Annotated in this window: 15 protein-coding genes; 7 read left to right on the forward strand and 8 right to left on the reverse strand. The window is 48.3% G+C overall.

The features are described 5' to 3' along the window. Positions 1-45 precede the first annotated feature (45 nt). The 3 genes from pth (at position 46) to HMPREF2551_RS05710 (ending at position 1,301) form a co-directional block, all read left to right on the forward strand. Positions 46-624: an aminoacyl-tRNA hydrolase gene (gene pth, locus HMPREF2551_RS05700; protein ID WP_070837715.1), complete on the forward strand. Its 579-nt coding sequence runs from the start codon at positions 46-48 to the stop codon at positions 622-624. Positions 625-726: 102 nt separating this feature from the next. Then, positions 727-936, forward strand: coding sequence for a dioxygenase (locus tag HMPREF2551_RS05705; RefSeq protein WP_070837719.1), 210 nt, complete (start codon positions 727-729; stop codon positions 934-936). Next, on the forward strand, positions 933-1,301 hold the full coding sequence (locus HMPREF2551_RS05710; protein WP_070837722.1) for a VanZ family protein: 369 nt from the start codon (positions 933-935) through the stop codon (positions 1,299-1,301). The genes HMPREF2551_RS05705 and HMPREF2551_RS05710 overlap by 4 nt, the downstream gene beginning before the upstream one ends. A 103-nt stretch (positions 1,302-1,404) precedes the next feature. On the opposite strand, the gene HMPREF2551_RS05715 is transcribed toward HMPREF2551_RS05710, so the two are convergent. The 8 genes from HMPREF2551_RS05715 to dapA form a co-directional block, all read right to left on the reverse strand. After that, a complete protein-coding gene (locus HMPREF2551_RS05715) occupies positions 1,405-1,980 on the reverse strand; it encodes an opacity family porin (protein ID WP_070837724.1) in 576 nt (191 codons plus the stop codon). A 287-nt stretch (positions 1,981-2,267) separates the two neighbouring features. Beyond that, positions 2,268-2,858: an opacity family porin gene (locus HMPREF2551_RS05720; RefSeq protein WP_049336597.1), complete on the reverse strand. Its 591-nt coding sequence runs from the start codon at positions 2,856-2,858 to the stop codon at positions 2,268-2,270. A 135-nt stretch (positions 2,859-2,993) separates the two neighbouring features. Next, positions 2,994-4,169 (reverse strand): radical SAM family heme chaperone HemW, encoded by a 1,176-nt coding sequence (gene hemW, locus HMPREF2551_RS05725; protein WP_070837727.1) that lies wholly within the window; start codon positions 4,167-4,169, stop codon positions 2,994-2,996. 97 nt (positions 4,170-4,266) lie between these two features. Next, positions 4,267-4,602: a thioredoxin family protein gene (locus HMPREF2551_RS05730; RefSeq protein WP_283122411.1), complete on the reverse strand. Its 336-nt coding sequence runs from the start codon at positions 4,600-4,602 to the stop codon at positions 4,267-4,269. A gap of 73 nt (positions 4,603-4,675) precedes the next feature. Next, on the reverse strand, positions 4,676-5,269 hold the full coding sequence (gene rdgB / locus HMPREF2551_RS05735; RefSeq protein ID WP_070837732.1) for an RdgB/HAM1 family non-canonical purine NTP pyrophosphatase: 594 nt from the start codon (positions 5,267-5,269) through the stop codon (positions 4,676-4,678). 9 nt (positions 5,270-5,278) lie between these two features. Beyond that, positions 5,279-5,509, reverse strand: coding sequence for an NGO_0222 family membrane protein (locus HMPREF2551_RS05740; protein ID WP_070837734.1), 231 nt, complete (start codon positions 5,507-5,509; stop codon positions 5,279-5,281). 120 nt (positions 5,510-5,629) lie between these two features. Next, positions 5,630-6,760: an outer membrane protein assembly factor BamC gene (gene bamC, locus HMPREF2551_RS05745; RefSeq protein WP_070837736.1), complete on the reverse strand. Its 1,131-nt coding sequence runs from the start codon at positions 6,758-6,760 to the stop codon at positions 5,630-5,632. Positions 6,761-6,841: 81 nt separating this feature from the next. After that, on the reverse strand, positions 6,842-7,717 hold the full coding sequence (gene dapA / locus HMPREF2551_RS05750; protein WP_070837739.1) for a 4-hydroxy-tetrahydrodipicolinate synthase: 876 nt from the start codon (positions 7,715-7,717) through the stop codon (positions 6,842-6,844). 335 nt (positions 7,718-8,052) lie between these two features. Between dapA and HMPREF2551_RS05755 the strand changes: the two genes are divergently transcribed. The 4 genes from HMPREF2551_RS05755 to nrdD all read left to right on the forward strand — a co-directional run bounded on the left by HMPREF2551_RS05755 (position 8,053) and on the right by nrdD (position 13,400). Then, entirely contained in the window at positions 8,053-9,444 is a 1,392-nt protein-coding gene (locus tag HMPREF2551_RS05755) for a nucleobase:cation symporter-2 family protein (RefSeq protein WP_070837741.1), read from the forward strand. 117 nt (positions 9,445-9,561) lie between these two features. Next, positions 9,562-10,704 (forward strand): THUMP domain-containing class I SAM-dependent RNA methyltransferase, encoded by a 1,143-nt coding sequence (locus HMPREF2551_RS05760; RefSeq protein WP_070837744.1) that lies wholly within the window; start codon positions 9,562-9,564, stop codon positions 10,702-10,704. 287 nt (positions 10,705-10,991) lie between these two features. Further along, positions 10,992-11,501, forward strand: coding sequence for an anaerobic ribonucleoside-triphosphate reductase activating protein (gene nrdG, locus HMPREF2551_RS05765; protein ID WP_070837747.1), 510 nt, complete (start codon positions 10,992-10,994; stop codon positions 11,499-11,501). 54 nt (positions 11,502-11,555) lie between these two features. Further along, positions 11,556-13,400 carry an anaerobic ribonucleoside-triphosphate reductase gene (gene nrdD, locus HMPREF2551_RS05770; protein ID WP_083323115.1) on the forward strand — a complete coding sequence of 615 codons (1,845 nt, stop codon included), beginning with the start codon at positions 11,556-11,558 and terminating at the stop codon, positions 13,398-13,400. Positions 13,401-13,406: the final 6 nt, after the last annotated feature.

The raw sequence follows: 13,406 nt of genomic DNA on the forward strand, positions 1-13,406 counted from the left end.
CCGTCTGAAACTTTTCAGACGGCCTGTCAAACTGAAAGAACAGTAATGAGCTTGAAAATTAAATTAATCGTCGGTTTGGGCAATCCAGGCCAAGAATACGAACAAACGCGCCATAATGTCGGCTTTTGGCTGTTGGATGAACTGGCGTGGAAATGGAAAGTCAATTTTAAAGACGAAAAGAAATTTTACGGCGAAGTAGCGCGCGCCACTACGCCTGACGGCGATGTTTGGCTGCTCAAACCCATGACTTTTATGAACCGTTCCGGTCAGGCAGTAGCTGCTTTGGCTCAGTTTTACAAAATCAAGCCGGAGGAAATCTTGGTGGTTCATGATGAGCTGGATATTCCATGCGGCCGTATCAAATTCAAACTTGGTGGCGGCAACGGCGGACACAACGGTCTCAAAGACATTCAGGCTCGTTTGGGTACGCCTAATTTCTACCGCCTGCGCTTGGGTATTGATCATCCGGGCGACCGTAATCTGGTTGTCGGTTATGTGTTGAATAAACCGTCAGCGGAACACAGACAGCAAATTGATGATGCCATCGCCAAATCCCTGCAAGGATTGCCGGCCGTGTTAAATGGCGAATGGGAAGAGGCAACGCGTTTTTTACACAGTAAGTAAGCGTGCCCAAATCAAACGGGCAGCCTTGCACATTAGTTCAGACGGCCTGAAAACAGACGGCGCAGTCTGGCTAGCGATAAACCAATTAAAGAAACAGTAAATATGAACGAACTAACCAGCCTGATGCAGACCGAAGCCCCCGGCGTTGTTGGAGAAACATTAGACTTCTGCCTTTACGAATGCAGTATTGAAGATGCTCCGGATGCAGAAGAAGTAGCACAATGGCGTGATATTTTGAAGGCGCGGGGTGGAAAATTTGTCCGCTTGGCAGACATCTGTCAAACATGGCTGGATGAAGAGGCCGACAAATGAAAGCCTTGCCGTTAAACAAATTTACTGCCGCTACCTTAATCTGGTTTGCCGCCGCCATTTATGCCTTACTTTTCAAAGAGGGCGGCAATAGCGCTCCACCATTCCCCCATTTTGATAAAGTTGGCCATTTCGGACTGTTTTTCGGTCAGGCATGGTTGTGTGCAAAAATATTTATTCAAGACAATAGGAATATTCCCTATAAAGGCATTCTGTTTGCCGCTTTATTATTCGCAGTAGGAAGCGAGCTGGCTCAGGCATTTCTGACTGCTACGCGCCAAGGTTCGATCGCGGATGGTATTGCCGATATGGCAGGTACGGCTGCGGCGCTATGGTTTGCAGCAAAAGTAAAAGCAGCAAAAAGTTAGACATATTTAAACAACTTAAAGGCCGTCTGAAATCCTGAGAAATAGGTTTCAGACGGCCTTTTGTTACTTGATGTATGAAGCAATGATTGCTTCAAGACAAGAATTAGAATGTTACGCGTACACCGGCAGATACTTCGTGAGATTGGGTTTTAAGACCATCAAATTTGCCCCAGTAGTTATAGCGGTAGCCAGCATCCAAAGCAACATTAGGTGTTACTTCGTAGCTTACTCCGGCTAAAGCACCAATACCCATTTTAGTTTCGTTTTCTGAAGAATTTTCATCTTCACGATTAACAGATATGTGATTAATACCTAAGCGTGCACCGACATATGGTTTGACAGATGAGTTAATGTTGAAATCATAAATGGCAGAAACACCGACACTTTTGAATTTGGCTTTATAATTAACTAATTCATCATCTCCTACTTCGTCAATACCCTTGAAGGTTTTGTAGTGAGTATAGTCTGCAGCAACGCGAAAATCTCCAAAATCATAGCCAGCAGATAAGCGTGGAGTGAAACCTTTATTTTTAATAGTAAAAGTTTCACCATCATCATTATCTTTTAATGAAATAGTAGAATGCCCAGCATCAGCTTGAACATAAAAACCTTTGGTTGCATCAGCCAATGCAAATGTAGGCAGGGAAAGAGCAATCAGTGTTGCCAGAATTTTTTTCATTAGTTTGTCCTTAAGAATAGATTTTGGTTGTGAATAATTATTAGAACTAATGGATCCTAACAATCATTTGAATTGTATTTTTTTGTAGTAAATTAGGCAAATTCGGTTATGAATATACTGTTGCGAATATACTCTTAAGAAAATGAAATTTTGCCAAAATTTTATTTTACAGAAATATTTTGTTAGCTATTTAAAAGGTCGTCTGAAATCCTGAGAAACAGGTTTCAGACGGCCTTTTGTTACTTGATGTATGAAGCAATTGTTGCTTCATACCAAGTATTTAAAAATTAGAATTTTACGCGTACACCGGCAGATACTTCGTGGGATTGAATTTTGGTCTCTTCAAAATTGCCCCAATAGTTGTAGCGATAGCCAGCATCCAAAGCAACATTAGGCGTTACTTCGTAGCTTACACCAGCCAATGCACCAATACCCATTTTGGTTTTTCGTGAATGTTCTGTATAGTGAAAACCAGGGTCGGCTTCATCAGAATTTAATGAAACGCGATTAATACCTAAACGAGCACCAACGTAGGGCTTAACAGGTGTATTAGTATTGAAGTCATAGATTGCTGAAACGCCAATACTTTGAAATTTCAGTTTGTAATATAAGTGACTGTCATCCTCGTATTCACCTCTTTCAATAGATTTATGATGTGTATAGTCTGCTGCAACACGGAAGTCACCAAAATCATAACCAGCAGATAGACGAGGGCTAAAGCCTTTTGCTTTATCAGAGAATTCCTCTTCACCAGAGTTGTCTTTAATCTTAACAGTAGAATAACCAGCATCAGCTTGAACATAAAAACCTTTGGTTGCATCAGCCAATGCAAATGTAGGTAGGGAAAGAGCAATCAGTGTTACCAGAACTTTTTTCATGATTTTGTCCTTAATGTAGGATGAGAAGTAGTGGATAATCGCCGGGGTTGGTCGTTCCCAACAATTATTCTGATTGTATTTTCTTGTCGTAAATTAAGCAAATCTAAAAATGTTTTAACTGTTGTAAAACCGCACTTATAAAAAACACTGTAACAAGTCGTTTAAGAACAAACGGCCTTGTTCAGTCGGGCGGAATACGGTCGGGTCTGATTCAAGCAGGCCTTTTTGTCTGGCGGTTTCGATTTGAGCCATAATTTTTGCAGTGGGTACGCCGGTACGTTCTTGCAGCGTTGAAGCCGGTACGCCGTCGGTCAGGCGCAGGGCGTTCATCATGAACTCGAATGGAAGGTCTTCAGCAGCAACGGTTTTGCGTTCAACTGCTTCATGCGGATTGCTCTGCATGGCGGCAAGATAGTCGTTGGGATGACGGCGGCGGACGGTGCGTTCGATGCGGTCGGGATAGGAAATTTTGCCGTGTGCGCCCGCACCTATGCCCAAGTAATCGCCAAACTGCCAGTAGTTCAAATTATGGCGACACTGCATACTAGGTTTTGCAAAAGCCGATGTTTCGTAGTGGATAAAGCCTGCGCTTTCTAATGCACCGTGTACAGCATCTTCAATATCCAACGCCGCTTCATCTTGCGGCAAACCTTTTGGCGGCGTATGACCAAAAGGCGTGTTCGGCTCCATGGTCAGATGATATGCGCTGATATGCGATACGCCTGTTGCAATAGCGGTTTGCACATCGTTTAAGGCCGTCTGAACCGTTTGGTTTGGCAGAGCATACATCAAATCGATATTGACTTTTTCAAATAATTTCAAGGCAGTATCAATGGCCGTCAGGGCTTCTTTGCCGTTGTGAACGCGTCCCAATCGAGTCAGCATATCGTCGTTAAAACTTTGTACGCCGATAGACAGGCGCGTAATACCTGCGTCTTTAAATCCTTGAAACTTCTCAATTTCAAATGCGCCCGGATTGGCTTCCAAAGTAATTTCCGCTTCGGGTTGTAAGCGCAACAGCGAACGCACGCCGCTTAACAAGCGGTCAATCGACTCCGCTTGAAACAGGCTGGGCGTACCGCCGCCGAAGAATATGGTTTCCACAGGTCTGCCCCAAATATTGGGCAACTCAAGCTGCAAGTCGGTTAATAGGGCATCGATATAGGCTTCTTCCGGCAGGCCGTTTTTGAGGCTGTGGGAATTAAAGTCGCAATATGGGCATTTTTTAATGCACCAAGGAATGTGGATATAGAGTGATAAGGGAGGCAGGGCGGTTAGCTGTCCGGGGCGTTGGAAAGTGATTTGGGTCATGGTATGTGTTGAGGCTCGAGGCCGTCTGAAATTTTTAGGGCCGTTATTTTAACTGAAATGTCGGCCGGGAAAGTAATCAGTAGGAAATTTGCGCAGTCTAAGCGCTCAAAAAAGCTTCAATTTCTTCTGATAATTTGGAATTGCAGACAAATTTTATTTTGCCTTGTGAGATGTTGAGTAATGCGGGAACAGTTTTGATGCCGTGTTGTTCACGAAAATCTTTCAAAGCCGCTTTGTTGCTGCTGTCTGTAAAGCGGATGGTAAACTGCTTGTTTAAGGAAACGGTAGACAGTTTTGCAACAAAACGGCGACAGTATGAACAGCTTGGTTTGCCTAAAAAGACGATAGCAGTTTCTTGACTGTCAATGAGTTGCAGAAGTTCGTCAGGTGTGGTTGGGATGAAGGCAGCAACGTGTTTTGCAAAGGCTGCCAATTCTTCAGGTATGGGCTTGGGCATGGGAATGAATGTGAGGTAGGCCGTCTGAAGGTTTCAGACGGCCTTTGGTTTATAAGGATTCAATTTTTCTTAACAATTCACGCAATGCTTGAGCGCGGTGGCTTTCGGCATTTTTGATTTCAGGGGCAAGCTCGGCGGCGGTGCAACCGTGTTCGGCCAGATAGAAATGAGGGTCGTAGCCGAAGCCGTTTGTGCCGGCTGCTTCTGCCTGCCATTGGCCGCGCCAGATGCCTTCGGCGATGATGGGTTGCGGGTCGTTTTCGTGGCGGACGAGGATGAGCACGCAGACGTAGTAGCAGCTTTTGTCGTCTTTATCGGCAAGATCGGCAGACAGTTTGGCGTTGTTTGCGGCATCGGATTTGGGGTTTTCGCCTGCATAACGTGCGGAGAAAATGCCGGGTGCGCCGTTTAAGGCGTTGGTGCAGATGCCGGAGTCGTCGGCAAGTGCCGGTAAGCCGCTGTATTTGGCGGCATGGCGTGCTTTAGCCAGGGCATTTTCAACAAAGGTATGGTACGGCTCAGGACATTCGGGCGTATTGAACTGTGATTGTGGCAGGACTTCGATGTTTAAGTCGGTAAATAGGCGGGAAAATTCTTTGAGTTTGCCTGCGTTACCACTGGCAAGGACGATTTTTTCAAACATGGTTTTTCCTTAATGGGTTTCGGTTTGCTGCATACGGGCCATTTGCGCGCGTGTTTTGTGGCGGATGTAAAGGGCAAGGCTGCCGATTTGGGCAAAAACGGCGGCAAAGGCAAACAGAAAGGCGGCAACGGCGAATTGTTTGCTGTGAATGCTCAGAAGATAAGCGCCCAACAGAATCAGGACGATAAACATCAGGGTAAACAGGGCAGTCAGGAGCAGATAGGCTTTTTGTCGGGTCATGGCAGCTTGGGTAAGGGGAAAATGTTCTGATTATAACGTCAGATTGAGAATTTGAAACCATGCCGGATTCGTTAAAAAGGCCGTCTGAATATTTCAGACGGCCTTAAGTCGAATAACGGATTAACGCAATTCTGTGTGCAGGCGGCTCAACAATGTGGAGGCATCGCTGCCTTTGTATGGGCTGCCGTCTTTGTTCAACAAATGGAGGCGTGCACCATTGTTGATTGGCTCGACATAAACGATGATTTCAGGATAAGTTTTTGGCGCTTCTGCCTTGCCTTTGCCAAATACGCGTTTGAACAGGCCGGGTTTTTTATTGGCAACTGCTTCGCCTTCGGTTGGTGCTTGTTGAACCAAGAAAGCGCGGCGTTCGGCATTTTGACCGATAACAGTCAGGCCGATGCGGTCGAGCGCAAGGGCGGTACGGCGCCAGTTGCGGCCGTAATCGCCTACCAGCAGCAGGGTGCCGTTGTCCAAACGGGCCAACTCGGAGGCATTGCTGCGGGCGGCAACGCTTTGGGTCAGGGCCTGTTCGGCTTGTTGGCCGTCAACGCCCAAGTATTGCATAAAGCGGGCGAGGAATGCGGCTTCGAGGTTAGGGTCGCTCTCGCTTGGCTGCCACATGGTGGTGTCTTTTTTGCGGTCGGCATAAACTTCTTTCATACCTTTATGGGCGAAGAAGATGTCGGTCGAACCGTTTTTGCCTTGTTCGATGCGGATGATGAACTTGTCGCGTTCGCTGGTGGAGTAGATGCCGCCCAAGCCGACTTTGTCCAACAGGCGGCGCAGGCTGTCTTGAGGAATTTTGGCTCGATTTTCCGCCCACTCGGTTTCCATTTGGCCGATGGCAGGTTCTTCAGATTTGATGTCGAAACCGTTTTCTTGCCAGAACACTTTCAGCAACGGCCAAATTTCGCGAGGCGATTTGCCATCGACAACCAACCAGCGTTGGTTGCCGTCACGCTCAAGGCGTACGCCTTTAACGGATTTCAAAACTTCTGCATTGGCAGGTTGTTGTACGGCTTGAGTGCGGCGTTTGTTGAAGTCGCTGGCGCGGACGGCGCCGCTGCCTGCCGGTAATTGATAGAGGTTGCCTTGGTCTGGGTTGTTCAAATCAGGTGGTACTTCCAGTTTGACCAAGCGGTGTGATTGACTTTGATAGTCGAGTTTGGGTTGTTCTTTTTTGCTGCCGGAACAGGCAGTCATGCTAATCAGGGCGAGGGCTACTACGATGGGTTTGATATAGGTCATCTTGTTTTCCTGTGGATGAAGTTCTTAACAGGGAGGCCGTCTGAAAAGGGTGTTTGGGATTCAGACGGCCTTATTTCCGGATCAGATTTGTCCTGATTTTTCCAGAGCGGCTCGGACTTTGGCTTGACCGTCTTCGGTCAGTGCAACCAAAGGCAGACGAACGTGGGGTTCGCATTTGCCCAATAAGCTCAGGCCCCATTTGGGCGCGGCCGGGCTGGGCTCGCAGAACATGGTGTTATAAATTGGGATAAGTTGCTCGTTTAGACGACGGGCGGTCACAATATCGCCCTCAAGGGCGGCTCGGCACATGTCGGCGAAGAGTTTCGGTGCAACGTTGGCTGCAACGGTTACTACGCCGTGACCGCCACACAGCATGAAGGGCAGGCCGGTAGGATCGTCGCCGGATAAAACGGCAAAACCTTCGGGAACGCTGTTGATTAATTCGATGTTGCTGCCGATTTTGCCGCTGGCTTCTTTGACACCCACGATATTGGGAATTTCGGCCAAGCGCAAAATAGTGTCGTTGCTCATGCTGACGACGGTGCGGCCGGGAACATTGTAGATAACCATCGGGATTGAAGTGGCTTCGGCGATGGCTTTGAAATGTTGGTAAATGCCTTCTTGGGAAGGTTTGTTGTAATAGGGGACGACGGATAAGGTGTAGTCCGCGCCGGCTTGCTCGGCGGCTTGGGAAAGGGCGATGGCTTCGACAGTATTGTTAGCACCTGTGCCGGCGATAACGGGAATGCGCTTGTTGACGTGTTTGACAGTGGCTTCAATAACGGCCAAATGTTCTTCGACAGGCAGGGTGGCTGACTCGCCGGTGGTGCCGACTGCGACGATGCCGTCGGTGCCGTTTTCAATGTGCCAGTCGATTAAGTCGCGAAGTTGTTCGTAGTTGATGCTGCCGTCTTGATTCATCGGGGTAATCAGGGCAACCAGACTGCCTTTTAACATACGGAAACCTTTAATTTTATAATGTGGGTGGATTATTCATCGGATTGTAGCTTACTTTGTTGTTTGTGTGAAACATATCCGCTATGAGGCCGGGCCGTTTAATCGTGATTTGTCATTATCTTAATGAATAATACATTTTTAAATCATTAGTTTGTTTGTTTTAAGATGGAAAAATACTGTCAAGGATTAAAATGTGTTAAGGCTGTTTGAGGCCGTCTGAAAATGATTGGGCAAAACTTTCAGACGGCCTGATGATTTTGAATTTGCTGATACATTTTAAATTAGTTAAAATGCGCATCTTAATATTTTTTAACGATTCTTAAGAAAGGGTCATTATGGCCGAAATGACAGATAAACAGGCCGGTTCGCCTGATTTGGTTTACGGTTTGGAAGACAAGCCGCCGTTTGGGAATGCGTTGTTGAGTGCGGTTACGCACCTTTTGGCTATTTTTGTCCCGATGATTACGCCGGCGCTGATTGTCGGCGGGGCGTTGGAGCTGCCGGTTGAAATGACGGCTTATTTGGTGTCGATGGCGATGGTGGCTTCCGGTGTCGGTACTTATTTGCAGGTCAACCGTTTCGGGCCGGTCGGTTCGGGCATGTTGTCGATTCAGTCGGTCAATTTCTCTTTTGTAACCGTGATGATTGCGCTCGGTACCGGCATGAAAGAGGGCGGTTTGACTGAAGATGCGATGATTTCAACGCTTTTGGGCGTGTCCTTTGTCGGCGCGTTTTTGGTGTGCTTCTCCGCTTGGCTTTTGCCTTATCTGAAAAAAGTGATTACGCCGACTGTAAGCGGCGTGGTCGTGATGCTGATCGGCTTGAGCTTGGTGCATGTCGGCATTACTGACTTTGGCGGCGGCTTCGGTGCGAAAGCAGACGGTACGTTCGGATCGATGGAAAACTTGGGTCTGGCATCGCTGGTGTTGCTGATTGTTTTGGTTTTCAACTGCTTGAAAAATCCGTTGCTGCGCATGAGCGGCATCGCGGTGGGTTTGATTGTCGGTTATATCGTTGCGCTGTTTTTAGGCAAAGTGGATTTTTCCGCCCTGCAAAACCTGCCGCTGATTACCCTGCCGGTTCCGTTTAAATATGGTTTCGCATTCGATTGGCACGCGTTTATTGTCGCCGGTGCGATTTTCCTGTTGAGCGTATTTGAAGCAGTGGGCGACTTGACGGCGACTGCGATGGTCTCCGAGCAGCCGATTGAGGGTGAGGAATATACCAAACGCCTGCGCGGCGGTGTGTTAGCGGATGGTTTGGTGTCTGTGATTGCGACTGCGTTGGGCTCTTTGCCTTTGACTACTTTTGCGCAAAACAACGGCGTGATTCAAATGACCGGCGTGGCTTCGCGTCATGTGGGCAAATATATTGCGGCGATTTTGGTATTGTTAGGCTTGTTCCCTGTTATCGGCCGCACGTTTACCACAATTCCGAGTCCGGTTTTGGGTGGCGCGATGGTATTGATGTTTGGCCTGATTGCGATTGCAGGCGTGCGGATTTTGGTCAGCCACGGTATTCGCCGCCGTGAAGCGGTTATCGCGGCGACTTCTGTCGGTTTGGGTTTGGGCGTGGCGTTTGAACCGGAAGTGTTCAAAAACCTGCCGGTATTGTTCCAAAACTCAATTTCCGCAGGCGGTATTATGGCGGTATTGTTGAACCTGGTTTTGCCGGAAGATAAAACCGATAAAGCGGTTAAGGTGGAAACCGACAGTTTGGATCACTAAGCAAGCTTTATTCAAAGGCCGTCTGAAGTTTCAGACGGCCTTTTGGTTTTTCGGCTATAATATTGTTTTTATTTGTTATCCGAGTGGTTCGGATAGCCCTACCCGGAAAGGTTTTATATGACGGTTTATTCACTTTTTATCACTTGTCCTCGCGGTTTGGAAGCGCCTTTGACGCAGGAACTCGACAGCATGGCATGTCAGGATATCCGCGCTGTTGACGGCGGTGTGGCATGTAAAGGCACGATGGAGCAGGTGTATCGCATCAACCTGCATTCGCGCGTTGCCAGCCGTGTTTTGCTGCGCTTGACCAAAGGTGGTTATCGCAACGAACACGATATCTACAAACTGGCACGAAATCTCCATTGGACAGGTTGGTTTAAGCTGGAGCAGACCTTTAAAGTCAAAGTCGAAGGCAAGCGCGCCAATGTGAAAAGCTTGGATTTTGTCGGTTTGAAAATCAAAGATGCCGTCTGCGATGCCTTCCGCGATATTTATGATGCGCGTCCGAGCGTGGGCAAAATCAACCCCGATATCCGCATTCATGCCTTTATCGATGAGCGCAATGTAGAAATCTTTATCGATACTTCCGGCGAAGCACTCTTTAAACGCGGCTATCGTCAGGATACCGGCGAAGCGCCATTAAGAGAGAACTTGGCGGCAGGTTTGCTGCTTTTGGCAGGCTACGATGGTACACAGCCTTTCCAAGACCCGTTTTGCGGCAGCGGCACGATTGCCATTGAGGCTGCATGGATTGCGACACACCGTGCGCCGGGCTTGATGCGCCGTTTCGGTTTTGAAAAACTGCAAAACTTCGACAAAGAAAAATGGCAAGCCCTGCGCCGTGAGGCTGAAAAACAAATCAAACCGGCCGCCGCGCCCATTTCCGGCAGCGACAACGACCGTTATATGATCCGCGCCGCATTGGCCAATGCCCAAGCTGCCGAAGTGGATAATTTCATCCGCTTTGACGTGCAAGATGCACAAGCCGCGCGCCCAAACGGCGAACACGGCATTATGATTTCCAATCCGCCTTATGGCGTGCGCCTTGCGGAGGTTCAGGCTTTGCAGGCTTTATATCCGCAACTCGGTACATGGTTGAAACAATATTACGGCGGCTGGCTGGTAGGAATGTTTACCGGCGATCGCGATATGCCGAAATTTATGCGCCTTTCTCCGAAGCGGAAAATTCCTTTGTTTAACGGTAATTTGGATTGCCGATTGTTTTTGATGGATATGGTGAAAGGTTCGAATCGAGGGTAAAACCTGAAATTAAGGCCGTCTGAAAGATGATTTCAGACGGCCTTTTTTGATTTGTTAAAACCGTTTTTGTTATAACGGAGTTTGCTTTTCTTTTTTTATATTAATGCACTGAAATTGTTTTCAGACGGCCTTCATCAAAGGAGCCGTGTAGATGTAATTATTGAAATTTACAATCTATCAAATTATAAAAACCTATTACAAAATAAAGATGGATTGTTAAATAAAATACCATATCTAGTAGTATTGTGTTTTAATGCACACCATATCTTGTGTTTTATGGCATTGCAATGAGCGGTTTGAAATTCACAATCGAGCAAATTGTATGGCAGGAAGTGCCGGGTGAAGTGTCGCTGGCGTTTCTGTTTTCCGGTTGTCCGCTGCGTTGCAAAGGTTGCCATAGTGCCGATACATGGAAAGAGGGTATTGGCACGGAATTGACCGAGGATTACTTAAAAGGCCGTCTGAAACGCTATCGCGGATTGATTACATGCGTGTTGTTTATGGGCGGGGAATGGCAGCCGGAAGCCTTGCAGAAAATGCTGGCTATCGTGACGCAGGCGGGTTTGAAAGCCTGTTTGTACACCGGCCTGGAGCGTGATGAGCTGGAGGCGGTTTCAGACGGCATCCTGCCTTATCTGACGTATCTGAAAACCGGCCGCTGGCAGATGGAGTTGGGCGGTTTGGAAAGTCCGGCCACCAATCAGAAGTTTATCAATTTGCACACGGGCGAAGTGTTGAACCGCTTGTTTATCAAAGACAAACCTGTGTCTAAGGTTTTTCCAGTGGCTTCAATTTAGCCCAGTGTTGTATTGCACTGATTTAAATTGAATTTATTGTATTCGCTGACAGCGATGTTTCAGACGGCCCAACCGTCATTGTTTAATAAATTAACCAAACCATACAGGAGAATTAACATGATTCGGCTGCATCCCGAACAGTTAAACGGAAAACTACAATTCATGCGTGACTACATCAGCGCGCAAAACGCGGCGGACGGCTCGAAAATGGACGCCAATGCCAACGTAACGCAAAAAAACATCGCTACGATGGAAGCGGAAATCATGAAAGACTTTTTCGTGCAGATTAATCGCGCCCAAGTGTCGCGCAAAATCGCCGAAATTTTCGACCAATCCGTTGCCGACGAATACATCCGCCAGATTGAGGCACACGAGATTTATGTGCACGACGAAACCAGCCTCAAGCCTTATTGTGTGTCGGTTACGCTCTATCCCTTCCTACTCGACGGCTTAAGCAAACTCGGCGGCGAATCCAAAGCACCGCAACATCTGGCTTCGTTTTGCGGCTCGTTTATCAACCTTGTGTTTGCCATCAGCGCGCAGTTTGCCGGCGCGGTGGCCACAGTGGAATTTTTGACCTATTTCGACTACTTCGCCCGCAAAGACTACGGCGACGATTATTTGGAAACCCATGGCAAAGAAATCGCCAACCATATGCAGCAGGTGGTGTACAGCATCAACCAGCCCGCCGCCGCACGCGGCTATCAGAGCGTATTTTGGAATATTTCCGTTTACGATCAATACTATTTTGACGCGATGTTCGGCGATTTCGTCTTCCCCGATTTCAGCAAACCAGTGTGGCCGAGCGTGGCGAAACTGCAAAACTTCTTCCTTAAATGGTTTAACCAAGAGCGCACCAAAGCCATTTTGACCTTCCCCGTCGTGACCGCCGCGATGCTGACCGACGGCGGCAAATGCAAAGACACCGTGTTCGCCGACGAAATGGCAAAAGAGTTGGCGGAGGGCAATTCCTTCTTTGTCTATCTTTCCGACAACCCCGACTCCTTGGCTTCCTGCTGCCGTCTGCGCAACGCCATTGAAGACCGCACCTTCAGCTACACCCTCGGCGCGGGCGGCGTGGCGACCGGTTCCATCAACGTCATCACCATCAACATGAACCGGCTGGAACAAGACGGGCGCGACCTTGCCGCCGAAGTGGCCAAAATCCACAAATACCAATACGCCTACCGCAAACTGATGGAAGAATACCAAGCCGCCGGCATGCTGCCCGTTTATGACGCAGGCTTCATCACGCTGGACAAACAGTTCCTCACCATCGGCATCAACGGCATGGCGGAAGCCGCCGAATCGCAAGGTATCAAAGTCGGCTACAACGACGACTACATCAACTTCGTCCAAGGCCGTCTGAAAACCATATTCGAAGCCAACCAAGCCGCCAGCAAGCACTACGGCGTGAAGTTCAACACCGAGTTTGTCCCCGCCGAAAACCTCGGCGTAAAAAACGCCAAATGGGATATAGCCGACGGCTACAAAGTCAGCCGCGAATGCTACAACTCCTATTTCTACGTCGTCGAAGACGAAGAAATCAACGCACTCGACAAATTCCTGCTGCACGGCAAAGAACTGGTGGACTGGCTCGACGGCGGCTCCGCGCTGCACCTGAACCTCGACGAAGCCCTGCCCGAATCCGGCTACCGCTCGCTCTTGGACATCGCCGCGCAAACCGGCTGCAACTACTTCTGCGTGAACGTACGCATCACCATCTGCAACGAATGCGGCCACATCGACAAACGCACACTGCATGCCTGTTCCGCCTGCGGCAGCCACGATATTGACTACGGCACCCGAGTGATCGGCTATCTGAAACGCGTATCCGCATTCAGTAGCGGACGGCGCAAAGAACACGCACTCAGGCATTATCACCGTAAAGCGGCGTAATCGTTG

Origin of the sequence: Neisseria sp. HMSC066H01, from assembly GCF_001837375.1 — a bacterium.
Lineage (GTDB): Bacteria > Pseudomonadota > Gammaproteobacteria > Burkholderiales > Neisseriaceae > Neisseria.